We start from the raw sequence: 19837 nt of genomic DNA on the forward strand, positions 1-19837 counted from the left end.
CCCTGAGGCACCGTCGGCGGCCGCGGCGGGGGCTTCATGGTCCGGGCCGAGTGTGTCCGAGCAGGGGAGCGAGGTGCCTATGGCGTGCGCGGTACGGCGCTCCGGGGCCCTTGCCGCGGTGGTCGTCCTCGCGGCCGCCGCGGTCGCGTGCGGCGGCGCGTCGCGGACGTCCGGACGGGCGACGCTCGACTGGTACAACTTCCCCGACGACTCCGGGGCGCTCCAGCAGGCCGCCGACCGCTGCAGCCGTGCCTCCGGCGGACGCTACGTCATCCGCTACAACAAGCTCCCCCGGACGGCGGACGGCCAGCGGCAGCAACTCGTACGCCGGCTGGCCGCACACGACCCCGCGCTCGACGTCCTCGGCCTGGACGTCACCTGGGCCCCGGAATTCGCCGAGGCCGGCTGGATCCGCCCGTGGACGGGCGACCGGCGCGCCGAGGCCGTCCGGGACACCCTCGCCGCGCCGCTGCGGACGGCCACGTGGAAGGGCCGCCTCTACGCCGTCCCGTACAACACCAACGTCCAGCTGCTGTGGTACCGGTCGGACCTCGTGCCGGAGCCGCCCACGACCTGGGCCGGGATGCTCGATGCGGCCCGCGCCCTGGCGAAGGCCGGCAAGCCCCACCGGATCGAGGTCCAGGGCGCCCAGTACGAGGGGCTCACCGTCTGGTTCAACACGCTCGTAGCCAGCGCCGGCGGGTCGATCCTCAACGCCGACGCGACCGCGCCCTCGCTCGGCGCGCCCGCGGTGCGGGCCGCGGGCATCATGCGCGACCTGGCGGTCTCGCCCGCCGCCGACCCGTCGCTGCCCAACCAGACGGAGGACCAGAACAGGCTGGCCATGGAGTCCGGCACCGCCGCCTTCCAGCTGAACTACCCCTTCGTGTATCCGGCGATGAAGGCCGACAACCCCGAGCTGTTCCGGCACTTCCGGTGGGCCCGCTACCCGCGGGTCGACGCCGGCCGTCCCGCGCGGGTCACCATCGGCGGGATCGACCTCGCCGTCGGCGCCTACAGCCGCCGGCCCGCCCTCGCCTTCGAGGCGGCGCTGTGCCTGCGCGACCGCGACAACCAGCGGACCGCCGCGCTGCGGGGCGGCCTGCCGCCGACCCTGCGCGGCCTCTACGACGATCCCCGGATCAAACGCAGCTACCCCTTCGCGCAGGACATCCTCGCCGAGCTGGAGAACGCCGCCCTGCGGCCGCAGACCCCCGCCTACCAGAACGTGTCCATCGCGGTGGCCCACACCCTGTCACCACCCGCCGCCATCCGGCCGGCCGCGTCCGTCCGGGACCTGCGGGGGCAGATCGAGGACGCCCTGCAGTCCAAGGGGCTGGTCCCGTGACGCGGCTCTCGGAGGGCGCCCGCCAGGAGCGGCGGCTGGGCTGGCTGCTCTGCGCCCCCGCCGTGGTCGTCATGCTCGTCGTGACGGCCTACCCCGTGTTCTACGCCGTCTACCTGTCCCTGCACCGCTACGACCTGCGCTTCCCCCAGCTGGCCCGTTTCGTGGGCCTGGACAACTACGCCGCGGTCCTGAGCTCCGGGTTCTGGTGGGAGGCCTTCTGGGTGACCTGCCTGATCACGGTGGTGTCCGTCGCGGTGGAACTGGCCCTCGGCATGGGCCTGGCCGTCGTCATGCACCGGGCGGTCCTCGGCCGCTCCGCGGTGCGCACCGCGATCCTGCTGCCGTACGGCATCGTGACCGTCGTCGCCGCCTTCTCCTGGCAGTACGCCTGGACCCCCGGCATCGGCTACCTCGTCGACGCGGCGGGACAGGCCCCGCTGACCGACCACTGGAAGGCCATCGGACTGATCATCCTGGCCGAGGTCTGGAAGACCACGCCCTTCATGGCGCTGCTGCTGCTCGCCGGGCTGGCCCTGGTGCCCGAGGAGACCCTGCGCGCGGCCATGGTCGACGGCGCCGGCCGCTGGCAGCGCTTCCGGCTGGTCACGCTGCCGCTGATGAAGCCCGCCATCCTGGTGGCGCTGCTGTTCCGCACCCTCGACGCGTTCCGGATCTTCGACAACATCTACGTGCTCACGCAGGGCTCCAACGGCACGGGCTCGGTGTCGATCCTCGGCTACGACAACCTCTTCACGGCGCTGAACCTCGGCATCGGCTCGGCGATCTCGGTGCTGATCTTCGTGTGCGTGGCGGTCATCGCCTTCGCCTTCATCCGGCTGTTCGGCACGGCCGCCCCCGGATCGGAGGACAGCGGACGATGAGCACGAGCCCGGCGCAGCGGCGGCGGATCGCCCGCTGGAGCGTCGTCAACACCGTCGTGGTGCTGTACGCGCTGTTCCCGGTGTGGTGGATCGTCGCCCTGTCCTTCAAGGCCCCCGCCACCCTCTCCGACGGCAGCTTCGTCCCCCGTACGTGGACGCTGGAGAACTACCGGGGCATCTTCGCGACCTCCGAGTTCACCCGCGCGCTGGTCAACTCCATCGGGATCGCCCTGATCTCCACCGTCGTCGCCGTCACGCTGGGCACCATGGCCGCCTACGCTGTGGCCCGGCTGCGCTTCCCCGGCAAAGGGCTGCTGATCGGGACCTCGCTGCTGATCGCGATGTTCCCGCCGATCTCCCTGGTGTCGCCACTGTTCAACATCGAGCGCTTCCTCGGACTGTTCGACACGTGGGCCGGGCTGATCATCCCGTACATGACCTTCTCGCTGCCGCTGGCGATCTACACGCTGTCGGCGTTCTTCCGCGAGATCCCCTGGGACCTGGAGAAGGCGGCCAAGGTCGACGGGGCGACCCCGGCCCAGGCCTTCCGGCTGGTCATCGCACCGCTCGCGGCGCCTGGGGTGTTCACCACGGCGATCCTGGTCTTCATCTTCTGCTGGAACGACTTCCTGTTCGCGATCTCCCTCACCTCCACCACCACCGCCCGCACCGTGCCGGCGGCGATCGCGTTCTTCACCGGCAGCTCCCAGTTCCAGCAGCCCACCGGCTCGATCGCCGCGGCCGCCGTGGTCATCACCGTCCCGATCGTCGTCTTCGTGCTGCTGTTCCAGCGGCGCATCGTGGCCGGACTCACCTCCGGCGCAGTGAAGGGCTGAAGGACCGCACATGGCCGAGATCACCCTCGACGGCGTCACCAAGCGCTACCCCGACGGCGCGGTCGCCGTCCGCGACGTCAGCCTCGCCATCGGGGACGGCGAGTTCGTGATCCTCGTGGGGCCGTCAGGCTGCGGCAAGTCCACCACCCTCAACATGATCGCCGGGCTGGAGGACATCACCGAGGGCACCCTGCGCATCGGCGGGCAGGTCGTCAACGACAAGGCCCCCAAGGACCGCGACATCGCCATGGTCTTCCAGAGCTACGCCCTCTACCCCCACATGACCGTCCGCCAGAACATGGGCTTCGCCTTGCGGCTGGCCGGCGTGGACAAGGCCGTCATCAAGGAGAAGGTCGAGGAGGCCGCCCGGGTCCTGGACCTCACCGGCCACCTCGACCGCAAGCCCGCCAACCTCTCCGGCGGGCAGCGCCAGCGCGTCGCCATGGGCCGGGCCATCGTCCGCGAGCCCAAGGCCTTCCTGATGGACGAGCCGCTCTCCAACCTCGACGCCAAGCTGCGGGTCCAGATGCGCACCCAGATCGCCCGGCTGCAGCGGCGCCTGGGCACCACCACGGTGTACGTCACGCACGACCAGACCGAGGCCATGACCCTCGGCGACCGTGTCGTCGTGATGCGCGGCGGCGTCGTCCAGCAGACCGGCTCGCCGCAGGAACTGTACGACCGGCCGCGCAACCTCTTCGTCGCCGGGTTCATCGGCTCGCCCGCGATGAACTTCCTGCCCGCCGCCGTGGAGGAGGACCGGTTGCGCACCCCCCTCGGCGACCTGCCGCTCGACGACCGCCTCCGCACCGCCCTGGCACGCCACGACGCACCGCGCGAGGTCATCGCGGGCTTCCGGCCCGAGCACTTCGAGGACGCCGCGCTCGTCGACCCCGGCCGTGGCGGCGCCACGGTCACCGTCACCGTCGACGTCCGCGAGTCCCTCGGCTCCGACGTCTACGTCCACGTCGCCCAGGAGGGCGGCGCGGCCGCCGCGGCCGCCGCGGAGCAACTGGCGGAGCTCGCCGCCGACTCCGGGCTCGCCGACACCGGCGCCGGCGGCCCCGAGGTCGTCGCCCGGCTCTCCGCCAGGACCCGGGCCCGCGAGGGCGAACGCCTGCGGCTGTGGCTGGACACCGCACAGGCCCAGGTCTTCGACCCGGCCACCGGCGACAACCTCACGCTCCCCGAACGCCCCGGCGACACGACCGCGGGGTGAGCGCATGGCCCCGGCCACCGTCCCGCCGCCGCTGCCCGGCCCCCTCGCGCACCTCGCCCCGCTCCTCGACGACTGGGGCTACCTGGCGGTCGGCGTCCTCGTCCTGCTCGACAACTGCGGCATCCCCGTACCCGGGCAGACCGTCCTCGTCGTCGCGGCCGCCTACGCGGGCACCGGCCGGATGGACATCGCCGGCGTCGTCGTGGTCGCCGTCGCCGCGGCCGTCGCGGGCGACTGCCTCGGCTACCTCATCGGCCGCATCGGCGGCCGCGCCTTCGTCCACCGCTGGGGCCGCTACGTCCTGCTCACCCCGGAACGCTTCGTGCGCGGCGAGGAGTTCTTCGCCCGCCGCGGCGACCTCGTCGTCCTCCTCGCCCGGTTCGTCGACGTCCTGCGCCAGACCAACGGCATCATCGCCGGCACCGCCGGCATGCCCTGGTGGCGCTTCCTGCTCTGCAACACCCTCGGTGCGATCCTCTGGGTCGGCGTGTGGGCCTCCCTCGCCTACGCCGCCGGCGCCCGCCTCGGCCCCCTCTACGCCTGGCTCACCCGCTTCCAGCTCTACGCCCTGATCGCCGTGGCCCTCCTCGCCGCCGCCCTGACCGCCCGCCACATCCGCCGCCGCCGCATCCGCCGCCGCGACGCCGGTCCCTGAGGGGTCCTCACGCCCCGTCGCGGGCCATCAGCGTCGCCAGTCCGGCTCCGGTACGCGGACACCCCGTGCGGCTGCCCGTTGCTCAAGGAGGCCGGCGGAGCGGGACGGTCATGCAGGGCGCGTCTCGCCGGTTCGCCGTTGCGTACTCCCACCTTCGGGCAACGTCCGGCCCAGGACCAGGGCTTCGGCCGCGGGCGGCGGGGTCGGCGCGGTGCGAGGCCGCGCGTGGGGGCTCGGCCCCGCCACCTGCCGCCCGTCGGCGTGGTGCCCGGGGCCCGGCGGGGGCTAGAGCAGGTCCTCGATGGTGATCGGCATCTTGCGGACGCGGCGGCCCGTGGCGTGGTGGACGGCGTTGGCGATGGCGGCGCCGGCGCCGACCTGGCCGATCTCGCCGACGCCTTTGACGCCGAGGGGGTTGACGACGGTGTCCTCGACCTCGACGAACTCGACGTCGACGTCCGGCACGTCCGCGTTGACGGCGACCAGGTAGTCGCCGAGGCTCGACGCCGCCCAGCGGCCGGTGCGGGCCTCCATGTGGTTGGCCTCGAGGAGGGCCTGGCCCAGTCCCCAGATCATGCCGCCGGTGAGCTGGCTGCGGGCGGTCTTGGGGTTGAGGACCCGCCCGGGGGCGAAGGCGCCGACCATGCGGCGGACCCGGACGAGGCCCAGGTCGGCGTCGACGGCGACCTCGGCGAACTGGGCGCCGAAGGTCATCAGGGCGTGCCCGTTCGCGCCGGCGTCGGGGGTCCAGGAGCCCAGGGCCTCCATGTCGGGGAGGAACTGCCGGTGCATCATATCGGCGTAGGTCTCACCGGTGCCGGGGTCGTCCCGGAGCACCATGCGGCCGTCCTGGACCTCGACGGCCTCGGGGGCCGCGCCGTGCAGCGGCGACTCCGCGTCCGCGACCGCCCGCGCGACGAGCGCGTCGCGCAGGGTGGTGGCCGCGGTGTGGACGGCCGCGCTGATCATGCCCGCCCCGGCCGAGCCGACGGCCGCGGCGATCTGGGGGAAGGCGGTGTCGCCGTTCTCGAAGCGGCACCGCCCGGCCGGCAGGCCGAGGGCGTCGGCGGCGACCTGCGTCATGGCCGTGGCCACGCCGGTGCCGAAGTCGGGGGTGGCCGCCTGCACCAGGGCGGTCCCGTCGGCGTAGAGGCGGGCGCGGGCGCGCTGCGGGGTGACGGGCTGGGCGACGGGGTAGCCGGCGCTGGCCATGCCCGTGCCGATCAGCCAGTGCCCTTCACTCCGGGAGCGCGGTCGCGGATCGCGGTCCGCCCAGCCGAAACGCTCCGCGCCGCGGCGGTAGCACTCCTCCAGCCCCCAGCTCGACCACGGGTCGCCCGTGCCGGGGTCGGTCGCCGTGATGTTGCGCAGCCGCAGTTCCAGCGGGTCCATCCCGAGGCGCTCGGCGAGCTCGTCCATCGCGCACTCCATGGCGAACATGCCCGAGGCCTCGCCCGGCGCGCGCATGAAGGTCGGCGTCATGGTGTTCGCGCGGAACAGCCGGTACTCGCCCTCGTAGTGGGGGCACCCGTAGATCTGCGAGGCGACGCCCAGGGAGGGCTCGGCCCACTCGTCGAAGTGCGAGGTGGGGGAGAGCTTGTGGTGGCGCAGCGCGGTGAGCCGCCCGTCCCCGGCCGCCGCGAGCGTGATCGTCTGCTCCTGCTCCTCGCGGTGTCCCATCGAGGTGAACATCTGCTCGCGGGTCAGTGCCAGTTTCACCGGGCGGCCCACCTGCCGGGCGGCGATCGCGGCGAGGGCCGGATGGTGCCAGATCATGGCCTTGCCGCCGAAGCTGCCGCCCGTGTAGTGCCCGATGACCCGCACCCGGGAGACCGGCAGGCCGAGCAGCGCGGCGACCGTCTGCTGGGTGGAGGTGATGCCCTGCGTCGCGTCCCAGAGGGTGAGTTCGTCGCCCTCCCAGGACGCGGTGGTCGCCGGCGGCTCGAGGGGGTTGTGGTTGTTGGCGGCGTAGGTGAAGGTGACGTCGAGCCGTACGTCGGCCTCGTCGATCCCCTTCCGCAGGTCGCCCCGGCTCATGCGGCCCGGTATGAAGCCGCCGAAGATCGCCTCGGGCACGTGGGCCCGGTCCCGGCCCTGGTCGAGGGTGGTGACGGAGGGCTCCTCCGCGTACCGCACGTGCAGCAGGCTCGCCGCGTGCTGGGCCCGTTCGTGCGTGTCGGCGACGACGACGGCGATGTGCTGGCCCGCGTAGTGGACGACGTCGTCCTGCAGGGGGAAGAAGGTCTGGCCGGGCGCCGCCGTCCCCGCCAGGGAGGGGATCAGCGGCGGCTGCGCCGCGATGGGCGGGGTGTTCTCGTGGGTGAGGACGGCGAGGACGCCCTCTGCGGCCTCGGCCTCGCCCGCGTCGATCGAGGTGATCCGCCCGCAGGCGATGTGGGCCCCGACGAGCGCGGCGTACGCCATGCCGGGGAGCGGGACCTCCGCCGAGTACCGTGCAGAGCCGGTGACCTTGGGGCGGCCGTCGACACGGTCCATGGGCTGCCCGACGGCCGGGCTCATGACGGGCTCCCGGTGAGGGTCCCGAGCGCGCGGACCACGGCCCGGCAGGCGAGTTCGACCTTGAACGCGTTCATCGCCGTGGGCCGTGCCGCGGCCAGTTCGACCCGCGCGGCCTCGTGGAAGTTCTCCGGGATCGCCGGGGCCCCGAGCAGGAACTCCTCGGCGCGTCCGGCCCGCCAGGGCCGGGTGCCCACCCCGCCGAGCGCGAGGCGGACGTCCAGCACCAGCCCGTCCGCCAGCGCCAGCGCGGCCGCCACCGAGACCAGGGCGAACTCGTACGACTCGCGGTCCCTGACCTTCAGGTAGGTGGAACGACGGGCGATCGGCACCGAGGGCACCTCGATCACGGTGATCAGCTCGCCGTGCTCCAGCGGGTGCTCCCGGTCCGGGGTGTCGCCGGGCAGCAGGAAGAACTCGTCGAAGGAGTAGGAGCGTTCGCCGCCGGGCCCCTGGGTCCGGATCCTCGCGCCCAGCGCCGCCAGGGCCACGGCCACGTCCGAGGGGTGGGCTGCGATGCAGTGCGCGCTCGTGCCGAGGACGGCGTGCCCGCGGCTCGTCCCCTCGATCGCCGAGCAACCGCTGCCGGGTACGCGCTTGTTGCAGGGTGACGCGGAGTCACGGAAGTAGCCGCACCGCACGCGCTGCATCATGTTGCCGCCCATGGAGGCCATGTTGCGCAACTGCGCCGAGGCGCCGAGCTCCAGCGCCTGGGCGACGAGCGGGAAGCGCTCCCGTACGACGGGCGCCTGCGCGACCTGGCTCATCCGGGCCAGCGCGCCGATCCGCAGCGAGCCGTCGGGCATGCCCTCCACGCCGGTCAGGGGGAGGTCGTTGATGTCGACGAGCCGTCGCGGCGTGAGCACGTTCTGCCGCAGCAGGTCGACCTCCGTGGTGCCGCCGGCCAGGAAGTGGCTCTGCGGGTCGGCGGTGACGGCCGCGATGGCGTCCGCCGTGCCGGTGGCGCGGGTGTAGCTGATGGGCCGCACGGTGTCACGCTCCGCTGCCGGTTCCGGGATCGGTGTCCGGTCCCGCATCGCGCACCGCGCGGACCGCCGCACGGATGTTGGGGTACGCGGCGCAGCGGCAGATGTTGCCGCTCATCCACTCCTTGATCTCGGCGTCGTCCGAGGCGTGCCCCTCCCGCAGCAGCGCCACCGCCGACATGATCTGCCCCGGGGTGCAGTAGCCGCACTGGAAGGCGTCCTGCGCGATGAACGCCTCCTGCATCGGGTCGAGCCGGCCCTCCCGCGCGAGGCCCTCGATCGTGGTGACCTCGTGGCCCTCGCACGCGATGGCGAGCGTCAGGCAGCCCAGTACGCGCCGCCCGTCCACGAACACCGTGCAGGCCCCACAGGTGCCCTGGTCACAGCCCTTCTTGGCGCCGGTCAGCCGGAGGTGCTCGCGGAGCGCGTCGAGCAGGCTCACCCGGGGCTCGATGTCCGCCGCCCGCCGTTCCCCGTTGACGTGCAAGGTGACCGGGACGGGGTCCGGGCCGCGCTCCGGCAGTACGCCGGATTCCGCCGCGGTGTTCGCCGAAACATATGAGGACACCGGTCCACCTCCAGATCGGTCTCCCTTTCATGCTGTTTCGCCCGTCAACGACCCGCAACCGGGATCATGCCCCCGCGCGGCGGCACAGGGGGCGGACCGGATCGCCGGGCCGTGCCCGGGCGCCCCCGGCTCCGGGTCCTCGCGGGGCGGCTACCGCTGCCGGGCCGCGTACGCCCGTGCCTTGTTGCGGTTGCCGCACACGCGCATCGAGCACCAGCGGCGGCTGCGGTTCTTGGAGACGTCCCAGAAGACCCAGCCGCAGGTGTGCTCGGCGCAGCGCTTGAGGCGCGCCGCGTCGCCGGTGGTCACCAGCGCGCTCCAGGCCAGGGCGATGCGGGCGAGCGCCCCTTCCACGGGCGGCAGCCCCGGCGCGGGGGACAGTACGGGCCGGTCCCCGCCGACCGCGACGTGGACGGGCAGCCCCCGCAGCACCTCGTCGGCGGCCGCGACGGCCCCGGGGTCGGGGGTGTCGCCGACGTTGGCGCCCAGCACCTCGCGGATGCCGGCCCGCAGGCGCAGGGCGCGGTCGTGCTCGCCGGGCGTGACCGGCGTGCCGTCGTCGAGCAGGCCGCGGGAGGCGAGGAAGGCGGACAACCGGTCCGGCGCGGCCAGGTCGTCCGTGCCGATGTCGAGGTCGACGGTGTTGGCGAAGGCCTCCACCAGGACGGCGGCGGGCGGGGGTTCGAGCACGGGGCACCTCCTGTCGCCGAAGTCTACCGGCTATCGTGAACGGCGGTTAGAATCACCGGCGGAGCCGATAGCCGGTTAGTGTAGGGGGAGTTCACATGGGGGACCGCGCCCGCGTCACGCCGGTGAAGGAAGGCACCGCCCCGGCGGCCGACTCCGCGACCGCGCCGCCGACGGTCCTCCGGGGCACCCGCAACACGGCCGTGCTGGTCGGCTTCACCGCGGTCACCAATCTCGCCGACGGGGTGACCAAGATGGCGCTGCCCCTGCTCGCGGCGCGGGCCTCCGGCTCGCCGCTGCAGGTCACGGCGGTATCCCTGATGCTCACCCTGCCCTGGCTGCTGGTCGCCCTCCCCGTGGGCGTCCTGGTGGACCGCCGGGACCGCCGGGGGCTGCTGTGGGCCGCGGGCGGCGTGCGGATGGCGGCCGTGGCCTGCCTCCTCGCGGCGGCGGCCGGCGGCGGGCTCGGCATCGGGGTGCTCTGCGCGGCCGGTGCCGTCCTCGGCGTCGCGGAGGTGGTGGCGCTGACGGCGGAGGCGGCGCTCGTACCGTCCGTGGTGCCCCCGGCCGGGCGTGAACGCGCCAACGCGTGGATCACCGGCGCCGAGACCGTGTGCAACGAGTTCTGCGGCCCCCTGGTCGGCGGGGTGCTGATCGCCGTGGGCACCGGGTTCGCGCTCGGCGCGACCTGGGTCGCGTACGCGCTCGCCTCCCTCGCCCTGTTCCTGCTCGCCGGGCGGGTGGCCGGGGCACGCGGCACGGGCGCGGTGGCGGACCGCGCCCCCGCCGCCGTCCGCACGCAGATCGCCGAGGGCCTGTGCCACGTGTGGCGGCACGACCTGCTGCGCACCCTCTCGCTGGTCCTCACCGTCCTGTGCTCCTGCTGGGGCGCGTGGCTGGCGCTGATGCCCCTGCACGCGACCCACACGATGGGCCTGGACGCCGGGCGGTACGGGCTGCTGCTGAGCGCCCTCGGCGTGGGCGGGCTAACCGGCGCGCTCACCGTCGGCCGGGTCAACCGGCTGCTGGGCCGCCGCGGCGCGATGTCCGCCGACATCGCCGGCACCGCCGCGATGATGGCGCTGCCCGCGCTGACCACCGCCTTCTGGCCGGTGGCCGCCGGCGCCTTCCTCGGCGGCATGGGCGGCACCCTGTGGGCGGTCAACGCCCGCACGATCGCCCAGGACATCGTGCCGGAGCACATGATGGGCCGCTACAGCGCCGTCAGCAGACTGTTCAGCTGGGGCGCCATGCCGCTCGGCGCCACCCTGGCCGGCGTACTGGCCGAACTCGGCGGCCCCCGGCTGGTGTTCGCGGTCCTCGCCGTCGTCGCGGCCGCGGCGCTCGTCCCCTTCCTACGGATCGCCGCCCCGGCGCGTGCCTAACGCTGAGCGTCTTCCAGCTGTCGGACGACCGCCTCCGCGACCGCGCGGGCGCTGCCGGGGTTCTGACCGGTGATCAGCCGCCCGTCCTCGACGACGTAGGCGTCGAACGGCCGCCTGGCCGTAGAGTAGTCGGCGCCGAGCTTCGTCAGCTCCTCCTGGAGGCTGTAGGGCACCGCCTCGGCCCGGTGGGCGAGTTCCTCCTCGGGCCACGAGAACCCGGTCACCCGCCTGCCCCGGACCAGCGGTTCTCCGCTGCTCAGCGTCACGTTGAGCAGCCCCGTCGCGCCGTGGCAGACTGTGGACACGATCCGGCCCGACTCGTAGAACCTGGCCATCAGGGCCTCCAGTTCCCGGCTCTGCGGGAAGTCGAACATCACGCCGTGGCCGCCGGTGAGGTAAATGGCGTCGTAGTCCTCGAGGTTCACGTCGGTGATCGGCAACGTGTCCTCGAGGAGGTCCATGTACGCGCGGTCGGCGTAGTGCCTGCCGGTGCCGAGCTCCCCCAGCACCTCGTGGGAGAGGCTCTCCGGGTCGAGGGGGACCTTGCCGCCGGCCGGACTGGCGATGTCCATGGAGTAGCCGTCCTGCTCGACCACGTCCCAGAAGTGTGTCAGTTCCCCGAGCCACAGCCCGGTGCGCATGCCGACCTTCTCGTACTCGTCGACGTTGGTCACGATGACCAGGATCTTCTTGGTCGCAGGCATGCCACTGCCCTCTTCCCTGCGGGATTCGGTGCTCGTCGCGGCGGTCGACACCGCTGTGGCACCCCGTCGGTTCGAGCCTAAATGCGCCATTTGGGGCAGGCAAGGCGGTCCGGCGGGCCGGGCACCGGCTACGCCACGCAGAACTCGTTCCCCTCCGGGTCCTGCATCACCACCCCGTAGTGGTCCACGCCCGGTTGGGCGAGCACGCGCAGTCGGGAGGCCCCCGCCGCCACCAGCCGGCCGACCTCGGCCTCGACCCGCTCCCTGCGGGTCTCCAGGGGCACCTCGGCCCGCCGGCCGCCCACCTTGACGTCGAGGTGCAGCCGGTTCTTGACCACCTTGCCCTCGGGCACCTGCTGGAACCAGATCCGGGGCCCGTCACCCTCCGGGTCCACGATGGAGTCGCAGCACTCCCCGTCGCCGAGCTCCTCCTCCGGCACGCCGACGGAGAGCCAGTACTCCCGCCAGGTGGGGAAGCCGTCCGGGGCGTCCTCCATCCGGTAGCGCAGCGCGTCCGCCCAGAAGCGCGCCTGCGCCCCGGGATCCGCGCAGTCGATCGTCAGCTGGAACGCGACCATGGTGTGCCTCCGTCGAATGGGCCCGCCCGGTGCTTTGCACCGGTGGGGCCCATGCTGCCCGACGGGTACGACAGTCGCTCAGTCGCTCCCCTCGAGCCTGAAGCCGACCTTCAACCCGACCTGGAAGTGCCCGACCTGCCCGTCCGCGAAATGACCGCGGATCTGCGTCACCTCGAACCAGTCGAGGTTGCGCAGGGTCTCCGAGGCACGGCTCAGCCCGTTGCGGATGGCGGCGTCCAGGCCCTCGCCGGACGAGCCGACGATCTCGGTCACCCGGTACGTGTGGTCGGTCATGGGTCCTCCCTGATCAGTGGGAACGGGCGGTTCCGCCGCCCCTCCACGGTGCCTCATCGCCCCGCGGGCCGCGAGGGGAAGGACGGTCCCGGGCGTTAGCCGGCGGCGTGCCACGGGAAGGGGCTCCACATGGCCAGGGCCAACGCCGAGGTCGAAGCCCTGCTCCGCGAGTACGCCGACCTCATCCGGATCACCGGCGGCGACGCGTACAAGGCGCGCGCCTACGAGAAGGCCGCCCGCGCCATCGGCGGCCACCACGAGGACGTCTCCCGGCTCGACGACAAGGGACTGCGGAAGATACCCGACGTGGGGAAGTCCGTGGCCGAGAAGGTCACCGCGTACCTGCGCACCGGCACCGTCCCCGCCGTCGAGGAGCTGCGCGCCCGCATCCCCGCCGGCGTACGGGAGATGACCGCGATCCCGATGCTCGGCCCCAAGCGGGCCATGATGCTCTACCAGGAGCTGCACATCGCCTCGGTGCAGGAACTCGCCGACGCCATCCACGCCGAACGCCTGCGCGATCTGCCCGGCTTCGGCGCCCGCACCGAGGAGGCCATCCTGCACGGCATCGGCCTGATGCGGTCCTCGGCCGGCCGGGTCCCGCTGGACGTCGCCACCGCGGTCGCCGAGGAGGTCGTCGCCGAGCTCTCCGCGCTCCCCGATTGCGAGCGCTGCACGTACGCCGGCTCGCTGCGCCGCATGCGGGAAACCGTCGGCGACGTCGACGTGCTCGTCGCCGCCGAGCGGTCCGGGCCCTTCATGGAGGCGTTCACCCGGATGGCGGGCACCGCCGAGGTCATCGTGCGGGGCGCGAAGAAGACCTCGATCCGGACTACCAAGGGCCTCCAGGTCGACCTGCGGGTCGTGCCGCCCGACTCCTGGGGCGCGGCGCTGCAGTACTTCACCGGCTCCAAGGCCCACAACATCCGCACCCGCGAGATGGCCGTCCACCACGGCCTCAAGCTCTCCGAGTACGGGCTCTTCGACACCGCGACCGGCGAGCGCGTCGTCTCCCGCACCGAGGAGGAGGTCTACGCCCGGCTCGGGCTGCCCTGGATACCGCCCACCCTGCGCGAGGACCGGGGCGAGATCCAGGCCGGGCTCGCCGGGGAGCTCCCCGAGCCGCTCGCGCTGCGCGCCGTCCGCGGTGACCTGCACACCCACACCGACCTCACCGACGGCCTCGCCGGCCTGGAGGAGATGGTGGCAGCGGCGGCCGCGCGCGGCTACGCCTACTACGCGGTCACCGACCACGCACCCGACCTGTCCATGCAGCGCATGACGGACGAGAAGATCCTCGCCCAGCGCGAGGAGGCCCGCCGCCTGGACCGCGCCCACAAGGGCATGCGCGTCCTGCACGGCACCGAACTCAACATCGGCCCCGACGGGGGCGTGGACTGGCCGGAGGAGTTCCTGGCCGGCTTCGACCTGTGCGTGGCCTCGATCCACTCCCACTTCCACCAGGACCGCGAAACCCTCACCCGGCGCCTGGTGCGCGCGGCCGAGAACCCGTACGTCAACATCATCGGCCACCCCACCACCCGGCTGCTGGGCAGGCGCCCGGGCGTTGACGCCGACCTCGACGAGGTCTTCGCGGCCTGCGCCCGCACCGGCACGGCGCTGGAGGTCAACGCCCAGCCCGACCGGCTCGACCTCGGCGACGAACTGATCCTGCGGGCCCGCCGGCACGGCGTGAAGTTCGCCGTCGACAGCGACGCGCACGCCATCGTCCACCTGGACTTCATGCGCTACGGCGTCGGTACGGCGCAGCGGGGCTGGCTCACCGAGGACGACGTCGTCAACGCCTGGCCGCTCACCCGGCTGCGGCGCTTCCTGCGCAAGGGCGGCCGTACGCATCCGTGACCGTACCCGGGGTAGGCGCAGCGCGAGGGCCCCTACCACGCCCGACTTCGAGGAGGACACGATGCTGCTGCTGGGATTCGTGCTCATGGGCGCCACCGCCGCCTTCACCGGACTCCTGATCGCGGAGAACCTCGGCGGAGGACCCGACTACACCGTGACGTTGTTCGGCTCGGACATCGCCACCGTCAACACCCTCGGCGCGTTCCTCGCCGGTCTCGCGCTCGCCCTGGTGTTCTGCCTGGCCTCGGTCATCGCCCTGGCCGGCGCCGGACGCGAGCGCAGCCGCCGCGCGGAGCTGCGCCGGCTGCGCCGCCGGGCCCGCGCCGCGGAGACGGCGCCCGACGCCACCGCCCCGACCGCCCCGACCGTCGCCACCGGGACCGCCGGGACCGCCGACGACACGGACACGACCACGAAGACCCCCACGGCGTCCGCCCGCCGCCGGGGCATGCACCTGTTCGGCCACTGAGCCGGAGCAGGAGCGCACCATCCGGCGCATGTGGCGCCCGCCCACCGGTACGTACGACGGACCGCCGAAGATGCCTCCCGGACCCGCTGCCGCCATTCTGGGAACGGGGCAGGACAAGGAGGCCGGTACGTGTCCACCGCGAAGATCTGCTGTGTGGCGGGCGCCCCGTGCTGGGTCAGCCTGATGGCACGCGACCTGGACGTGGCGAAGGCGTTCTACGGACCACTGCTCGGCTGGGAGTTCGAACCCGGTCCGTCCCGCTGGGGCCCGTACGAACGCGCACTGGTGAACGGCACGGAGGTCGCCGGCATCGGGGCCATCGCCCGGGACTGGGAGACCTCGGTGTCCTGGACCACGTACTTCGGGGTGGAGAGCGCCGACGCCACCGCCTCCGACATCCGCGACCGCGGCGGCACGGTGGCCGTGGGCCCGCTCGACTTCGACGCCGGGCGGCTGGCCCTGGTGGCCGACTCCATGGGCGCCTCCTTCGGCATCTGGGAGGGCGAGCACGGCCCCGCCCGCAAGCTGCGGATGCACGGCGCCCCCTCCTGGATCGAGCTGCGCACCCGCGACGCCTTCGCCGCGGCCCTGTTCTACGGCGAGGTCTTCCACTGGGACCGGCGCGGGCCCCGCTACGTCGTGGAGTGGGAGAACGACCGCGTCGTCCTCTACGTCGACGGGCACAGCGTCGCGGGCATCCGCGGCGGCGGCGTCGAGGCCGCGGCCGACCCCAAGGTCCGGCCGCGGTGGCACGTCTTCTTCACCGTCGCCGACGTCGACGAGGCCGTCCGGCGCGCCAAGGACCTCGGCGGCGAGGTGACCGGCGAACCCCTCGACAGCGCCTACGGCAGGGTCGCGGGCATCCGCGACCCGGAGGGCGGACTGCTCTCCCTCGTCGCCGACCACGAGTAGCACGCCGCCCGCCCGCCGGGAGAAGCGGCCATGGAGTGGTTCACGGCACCCGACTACTGGCTGAGCCGCGTCGTCGTCCAGCGCGGCCTCGGCGTGCTCTACCTGGTCGCCTTCCTCACCGCCGCGAACCAGTTCCGCGCCCTCATCGGCGAGCACGGTCTGCTGCCCGTGCCGGACTTCCTGCGGCACGTGCCGTTCCGCCACGCGCCGAGCCTGTTCCACCTCCACTACTCCGACCGCCTCTTCGCCGCCGTCGCGTGGGGCGGCGTCGCGCTGTCCGCGGCCGTCGTCGCGGGCGTGACGGACCTCGTGCCGCTGTGGGCCGCCCTGCTGGTCTGGGCGGCGCTGTGGCTGCTCTACCTGTCGATCGTCAACGTCGGCCAGACGTGGTACGCGTTCGGCTGGGAGTCCCTGCTGCTGGAGGCCGGCTTCCTGGCGGTGTTCCTCGGCAACGACGAGACCGGGCCGCCCGTGCTGATCCTGTGGCTGATGCGCTGGCTGCTCTTCCGCGTCGAGTTCGGCGCTGGACTGATCAAGATGCGGGGCGACGCCTGCTGGCGCGACCTGACCTGCCTGTACTACCACCACGAGACGCAGCCCATGCCCGGCCCGCTCAGCTGGTTCTTCCACCACCTGCCGCGCGGGGTTCACCGGGCCGAGACCGCCGCCAACCACTTCGCCCAGCTGGTCGTGCCCGTCGCCCTGTTCACCCCGCAACCGGTGGCGGGCATCGCCGCCTGCGTCGTCATCGCCACCCAGCTGTGGCTCGTGCTCTCGGGCAACTTCGCGTGGCTGAACTGGCTGACCATCGTCCTCGCCGTCGCCGCGCTCGACGGCTCGTACGTGGCCGCGCCGCCACCCGCGGCGTCCGTCCCCCCGCCCGCCTGGTACGCGGCCCTGGTGATCGCCGCCACCGTCCTCGTCGCCGTCCTCAGCTACTGGCCCGCCCGCAACCTGCTCTCCCGCGGCCAGATGATGAACGTCTCCTTCAACCGGCTGCACCTGGTCAACTCCTACGGCGCCTTCGGCAGCATCAACCGGATGCGCCTGGAGGTCGTCGTCGAGGGCACCGACGCGGCCGAACCCGGTCCCGGCACGGTGTGGAAGGAGTACGGCTTCAAGGGCAAGCCCACCGACCGGCACCGGCTGCCCCGCCAGTTCGCCCCGTACCACCTGCGGCTGGACTGGCTGATGTGGTTCGCCGGGATCTCCCCGGCCTACGCGTGGAGCTGGTTCATCCCGTTCGTCGGCAAGCTCCTGGAGAACGACCCCCGCACGCTGCGCCTGCTGCGCAGCAACCCCTTCCCGCACGCCCCGCCCACGTACGTCCGGGCCCGCCTGTACCACTACCGCTTCACCGACCGGCGCACCCTGCGGGCCACCGGGGCCTGGTGGGAGCGGAGCCTGGTGCGCGAGTACCTGCCGCCGGTCGACCGCGAAGGCCTGCGACGCGAGGGCCGGTGACGACCGCCCCGCACATCGGCCGCGCCGCCCTCGCGCGGGCCCTCAGCCGCGCCAGGGGGTGGGACGGATCTCGAAGCCGGTGAGCCCCTCCGGCTCCTCCTCGACGACCTCCACACGGTCCACGATGGACAGCGGTGAGCCCTCGTGCGACCAGGCCACCATCCGTTCCACCGCCTCCGGCGGACCCTCGAAGACCGCCTCGACCGTGCCGTCCGGCCGGTTGCGGACCCAGCCGGCGACCCCGCTCTCGTCCGCCGTCATTCGGCAGGTGTCCCGGAAGTACACCCCCTGGACGTCGCCCGTCACGACGACCCGCCGCCGGATCACGACGGCCGCACCTGGCGGACCGCCTCACGGAAGGCGTCGGCGTCCAGGACGGCCGCCCCGCCGGGGTCGTTGTTGAAGTACACAAACACGTCGGAGCCCTCCGGCCAGGTGTCCGCGATGCGGTGTGCCCAGGTGGTCAGCGCCCGGGAGCCGTAGCGGGGCCACGGCCGGGCGATGCCCTCATGGAAGCGCACGTACCCCCAGTCCGCGGTGCGCCACAACGGCGTCGCAGGGCGTGCCCGCCGGTCGGCCCAGCACAGCGCGGCGCCGCGGCGCTTCAGCAGGGCCCGGATCTCGGGGGTCCACCAGGAGGCGTGCCGCGGCTCGACGGCCACCCGTACGCCCTCGGGGAAGCAGTGCAGGCACGCCTCCAGGACCCGGGCGTCGGCCCTCAGGTTCGGCGGGAGCTGCAGCAGCACCGGCCCCAGCCGGTCGCCGAGCCCCTCGGCGTGCGTCAGCAGCCGCCGCACCGGCTCCTCCGGGTCGCGCAGCCGCTTCATGTGGGTCAGGTAGCGGCTGGCCTTGACCGCCATCACGAAGCCCTCGGGCGTGTGCTCGCGCCAGCTCGCGAAGAGCTCCCGGGACGGCAGGCGGTAGAACGCGTTGTTGCTCTCGACCGTGCCGAAACGGCGCGCGTACTCCTCCAGCCACAGCCGCTGCGGCACCTGGGGCGGGTACAGCACGCCGCGCCAGTCCCGGTACTGCCATCCCGAGGTTCCCACGAGCACGGACATCGCGCGGTCCCTGCCGGTTGCTTGCTGCTCCCCATTCAGGGTAGGTCGTAAGAAGCCCCGCATCTCCCCGCTCGCGGGGGTGGAACCATGCACTTCACAGACCGCGCGGATGCCGGACGGCAGCTCGCCGAGCGGCTGCGGCATCTGGAATTCGACAACCCCATCGTGCTCGGGCTGCCCCGCGGCGGCGTGGTCGTCGCCTACGAGGTGGCCCGCGCCCTGCACGCACCCCTGGACGTGATCGTCGTCCGCAAGCTCGGCGTCCCGTACCACCGGGAGCTGGGCTTCGGCGCCATCGGCGAGGGCGGCGCCAAGGTGCTCAGCGACGACATCGTCCGCATGAGCCACGTCTCCCGCGCCGACATCGACACCGTCGAGCACCGCGAGGAGGCCGAGCTGGCCCGGCAGGCGCACCGCTTCCGCGAGGGGCGCCCGCGCACGCCACTGGCCGGCCGTACGGTGCTCCTCGTCGACGACGGCGTCGCCACCGGCGCCACCGCCCTCGCCGCCTGCGAGGTGGCCCGCTCCCAGGGCGCCGCCCGGGTCGTCCTCGCCGTGCCCGTGGCCTCGCCCCAGTCGCTGCCCGCCCTGCGGCACGCCGCCGACGACGTGGTGTGCCTGTCGGCGCCGAGCGCCTTCTTCGCGGTGGGGGAGTGGTACCACGACTTCTCCCAGACCGCCGACGACGAGGTGTCCGGGCTGCTCAAACAGGCCGCCGCCCGGGGACCGCGGACCACCGAGGTGGACCTGGCCGTGGGTGGCGAGGCCGGGGTGCGGCTCGCCGGGACGCTGACCATGCCCGCCGACGCACGGGCCCTGGTGGTCTTCGCCCACGGCACCGGCAGCAGCCGGCACAGCCCGCGCAACCGGGCCGTGGCCGCCGCCCTCAACCAGGCCGGCCTCGGCACCCTGCTGTTCGACCTCCTCACCTCCGCCGAGGAGGCGGACCGGGCCAACGTCTTCGACGTCGAACTGCTCGCCGGCCGTCTGGTCGAGGTCACCGCGTGGGCCCGCGGGGAGAACCTGCCGCTCGCCTACTTCGGGGCCAGTACCGGCGCGGCCGCCGCGCTGTGGGCCGCGGCCGACCCCCGGGCCGCCCCGTACGTCTCCTCGGTGGTGTCCCGGGGCGGCCGTCCCGATCTGGCCATGCCCCGGCTCGGCGAGGTCAGGGCGCCCACCCTGCTCATCGTCGGCGGCCGGGACACCACGGTCCTGGAGCTGAACCAGCGCGCACAGGAGGCGCTCGAGTGCCCCAGCCTGCTCCACGTGGTGCCCGGCGCGACCCACCTGTTCGAGGAGCCGGGAGCGCTCGACGAGGTGGCTCACCTGGCGCGTGACTGGTTGGCCGGTCACCTCCCTGCGACGGCAGGTGAGTGACCGTACCCTGAGGTCAGGGGGTGTGGAAGGGAG

20 protein-coding genes are annotated in these 19837 nt (G+C 73.3%); 11 read left to right on the forward strand and 9 right to left on the reverse strand.

Features of this window, described 5'->3' with window-relative positions:
- Nucleotides 1-79 precede the first annotated feature (79 nt).
- The 5 genes from PV410_RS07550 to PV410_RS07570 are packed head-to-tail and all read left to right on the forward strand — an operon-like array spanning nt 80 to nt 4939.
- Nucleotides 80-1348 carry an ABC transporter substrate-binding protein gene (locus tag PV410_RS07550; RefSeq protein ID WP_500323121.1) on the forward strand — a complete coding sequence of 423 codons (1269 nt, stop codon included), beginning with the start codon at nt 80-82 and terminating at the stop codon, nt 1346-1348.
- Nucleotides 1345-2229, forward strand: coding sequence for a carbohydrate ABC transporter permease (locus tag PV410_RS07555; RefSeq protein WP_500323122.1), 885 nt, complete (start codon nt 1345-1347; stop codon nt 2227-2229). Before PV410_RS07550 ends, PV410_RS07555 begins: the two co-directional genes overlap by 4 nt.
- Nucleotides 2226-3065 (forward strand): carbohydrate ABC transporter permease, encoded by an 840-nt coding sequence (locus PV410_RS07560; RefSeq protein WP_500323123.1) that lies wholly within the window; start codon nt 2226-2228, stop codon nt 3063-3065. Before PV410_RS07555 ends, PV410_RS07560 begins: the two co-directional genes overlap by 4 nt.
- Before the next feature lie 10 nt (nt 3066-3075).
- Complete coding sequence (locus PV410_RS07565) at nt 3076-4284, forward strand: ABC transporter ATP-binding protein (protein ID WP_500323125.1); 1209 nt, start codon at nt 3076-3078, stop codon at nt 4282-4284.
- 4 nt (nt 4285-4288) lie between these two features.
- Entirely contained in the window at nt 4289-4939 is a 651-nt protein-coding gene (locus PV410_RS07570; RefSeq protein WP_500323126.1) for a DedA family protein, read from the forward strand.
- A 285-nt stretch (nt 4940-5224) separates the two neighbouring features.
- On the opposite strand, the gene PV410_RS07575 is transcribed toward PV410_RS07570, so the two are convergent.
- From PV410_RS07575 to PV410_RS07590, 4 genes are all read right to left on the reverse strand, one after another.
- Entirely contained in the window at nt 5225-7459 is a 2235-nt protein-coding gene (locus tag PV410_RS07575) for a xanthine dehydrogenase family protein molybdopterin-binding subunit (RefSeq protein WP_500323127.1), read from the reverse strand.
- A complete protein-coding gene (locus PV410_RS07580; protein ID WP_500323129.1) occupies nt 7456-8445 on the reverse strand; it encodes an FAD binding domain-containing protein in 990 nt (329 codons plus the stop codon). The genes PV410_RS07575 and PV410_RS07580 overlap by 4 nt, the downstream gene beginning before the upstream one ends.
- Nucleotides 8446-8449: 4 nt before the next feature.
- Entirely contained in the window at nt 8450-9010 is a 561-nt protein-coding gene (locus PV410_RS07585) for a (2Fe-2S)-binding protein (protein ID WP_500323130.1), read from the reverse strand.
- 150 nt (nt 9011-9160) lie between these two features.
- Nucleotides 9161-9700, reverse strand: coding sequence for a CGNR zinc finger domain-containing protein (locus PV410_RS07590; protein ID WP_500323132.1), 540 nt, complete (start codon nt 9698-9700; stop codon nt 9161-9163).
- A gap of 95 nt (nt 9701-9795) precedes the next feature.
- Here PV410_RS07590 and PV410_RS07595 point away from each other — a divergent pair, with 95 nt between their 5' ends.
- Complete coding sequence (locus tag PV410_RS07595) at nt 9796-11082, forward strand: MFS transporter (protein WP_500323133.1); 1287 nt, start codon at nt 9796-9798, stop codon at nt 11080-11082.
- On the opposite strand, the gene PV410_RS07600 is transcribed toward PV410_RS07595, so the two are convergent.
- The 3 genes from PV410_RS07600 to PV410_RS07610 form a co-directional block, all read right to left on the reverse strand.
- The gene (locus tag PV410_RS07600) at nt 11079-11786 is read right to left on the reverse strand and encodes a type 1 glutamine amidotransferase domain-containing protein (RefSeq protein ID WP_500323134.1); all 708 of its coding nucleotides are present in this window, start codon (nt 11784-11786) and stop codon (nt 11079-11081) included. The genes PV410_RS07595 and PV410_RS07600 overlap by 4 nt on opposite strands.
- Before the next feature lie 128 nt (nt 11787-11914).
- Nucleotides 11915-12364 (reverse strand): VOC family protein, encoded by a 450-nt coding sequence (locus PV410_RS07605; RefSeq protein WP_500323135.1) that lies wholly within the window; start codon nt 12362-12364, stop codon nt 11915-11917.
- Nucleotides 12365-12442: 78 nt separating this feature from the next.
- Complete coding sequence (locus PV410_RS07610; protein ID WP_500323137.1) at nt 12443-12658, reverse strand: dodecin; 216 nt, start codon at nt 12656-12658, stop codon at nt 12443-12445.
- Nucleotides 12659-12787: 129 nt separating this feature from the next.
- On the opposite strand from PV410_RS07610, the gene polX reads away from it, so the two are divergent.
- From polX to PV410_RS07630, 4 genes are all read left to right on the forward strand, one after another.
- Nucleotides 12788-14521 carry a DNA polymerase/3'-5' exonuclease PolX gene (gene polX, locus PV410_RS07615; protein WP_500323138.1) on the forward strand — a complete coding sequence of 578 codons (1734 nt, stop codon included), beginning with the start codon at nt 12788-12790 and terminating at the stop codon, nt 14519-14521.
- A 61-nt stretch (nt 14522-14582) separates the two neighbouring features.
- Entirely contained in the window at nt 14583-14990 is a 408-nt protein-coding gene (locus PV410_RS07620) for a hypothetical protein (RefSeq protein WP_500323140.1), read from the forward strand.
- A gap of 129 nt (nt 14991-15119) precedes the next feature.
- Nucleotides 15120-15902, forward strand: coding sequence for a VOC family protein (locus PV410_RS07625; RefSeq protein WP_499515369.1), 783 nt, complete (start codon nt 15120-15122; stop codon nt 15900-15902).
- A 30-nt stretch (nt 15903-15932) separates the two neighbouring features.
- Nucleotides 15933-17366, forward strand: coding sequence for a lipase maturation factor family protein (locus PV410_RS07630; protein WP_500323142.1), 1434 nt, complete (start codon nt 15933-15935; stop codon nt 17364-17366).
- Between the two features lie 42 nt (nt 17367-17408).
- On the opposite strand, the gene PV410_RS07635 is transcribed toward PV410_RS07630, so the two are convergent.
- Complete coding sequence (locus PV410_RS07635) at nt 17409-17693, reverse strand: acylphosphatase (protein WP_500323143.1); 285 nt, start codon at nt 17691-17693, stop codon at nt 17409-17411.
- Nucleotides 17690-18427 carry a DUF72 domain-containing protein gene (locus PV410_RS07640; protein WP_500323144.1) on the reverse strand — a complete coding sequence of 246 codons (738 nt, stop codon included), beginning with the start codon at nt 18425-18427 and terminating at the stop codon, nt 17690-17692. The genes PV410_RS07635 and PV410_RS07640 overlap by 4 nt, the downstream gene beginning before the upstream one ends.
- 87 nt (nt 18428-18514) lie before the next feature.
- On the opposite strand from PV410_RS07640, the gene PV410_RS07645 reads away from it, so the two are divergent.
- Nucleotides 18515-19804 carry an alpha/beta family hydrolase gene (locus PV410_RS07645; protein WP_500323145.1) on the forward strand — a complete coding sequence of 430 codons (1290 nt, stop codon included), beginning with the start codon at nt 18515-18517 and terminating at the stop codon, nt 19802-19804.
- Nucleotides 19805-19837: the final 33 nt, after the last annotated feature.

It is taken from the genome of Streptomyces sp. PA03-5A (assembly GCF_033792725.1).
GTDB lineage: Bacteria > Actinomycetota > Actinomycetes > Streptomycetales > Streptomycetaceae > Actinacidiphila.

What these genes read in the sequence shown, in the direction of transcription:
- PV410_RS07600 (WP_500323134.1), bottom strand. Translation starts at nt 11,786, where the DNA reads ATGCCTGCGACCAAGAAGATCCTGGTCATCGTGACCAACGTCGACGAG.
- PV410_RS07610 (WP_500323137.1), bottom strand. Translation starts at nt 12,658, where the DNA reads ATGACCGACCACACGTACCGGGTGACCGAGATCGTCGGCTCGTCCGGC.
- PV410_RS07550 (WP_500323121.1), top strand. Translation starts at nt 80, where the DNA reads ATGGCGTGCGCGGTACGGCGCTCCGGGGCCCTTGCCGCGGTGGTCGTC.
- PV410_RS07570 (WP_500323126.1), top strand. Translation starts at nt 4,289, where the DNA reads ATGGCCCCGGCCACCGTCCCGCCGCCGCTGCCCGGCCCCCTCGCGCAC.
- PV410_RS07565 (WP_500323125.1), top strand. Translation starts at nt 3,076, where the DNA reads ATGGCCGAGATCACCCTCGACGGCGTCACCAAGCGCTACCCCGACGGC.
- PV410_RS07620 (WP_500323140.1), top strand. Translation starts at nt 14,583, where the DNA reads ATGCTGCTGCTGGGATTCGTGCTCATGGGCGCCACCGCCGCCTTCACC.
- PV410_RS07645 (WP_500323145.1), top strand. Translation starts at nt 18,515, where the DNA reads ATGCACTTCACAGACCGCGCGGATGCCGGACGGCAGCTCGCCGAGCGG.
- PV410_RS07605 (WP_500323135.1), bottom strand. Translation starts at nt 12,364, where the DNA reads ATGGTCGCGTTCCAGCTGACGATCGACTGCGCGGATCCCGGGGCGCAG.
- PV410_RS07640 (WP_500323144.1), bottom strand. Translation starts at nt 18,427, where the DNA reads ATGTCCGTGCTCGTGGGAACCTCGGGATGGCAGTACCGGGACTGGCGC.
- PV410_RS07595 (WP_500323133.1), top strand. Translation starts at nt 9,796, where the DNA reads ATGGGGGACCGCGCCCGCGTCACGCCGGTGAAGGAAGGCACCGCCCCG.
- PV410_RS07630 (WP_500323142.1), top strand. Translation starts at nt 15,933, where the DNA reads ATGGAGTGGTTCACGGCACCCGACTACTGGCTGAGCCGCGTCGTCGTC.
- PV410_RS07560 (WP_500323123.1), top strand. Translation starts at nt 2,226, where the DNA reads ATGAGCACGAGCCCGGCGCAGCGGCGGCGGATCGCCCGCTGGAGCGTC.
- polX (WP_500323138.1), top strand. Translation starts at nt 12,788, where the DNA reads ATGGCCAGGGCCAACGCCGAGGTCGAAGCCCTGCTCCGCGAGTACGCC.
- PV410_RS07575 (WP_500323127.1), bottom strand. Translation starts at nt 7,459, where the DNA reads ATGAGCCCGGCCGTCGGGCAGCCCATGGACCGTGTCGACGGCCGCCCC.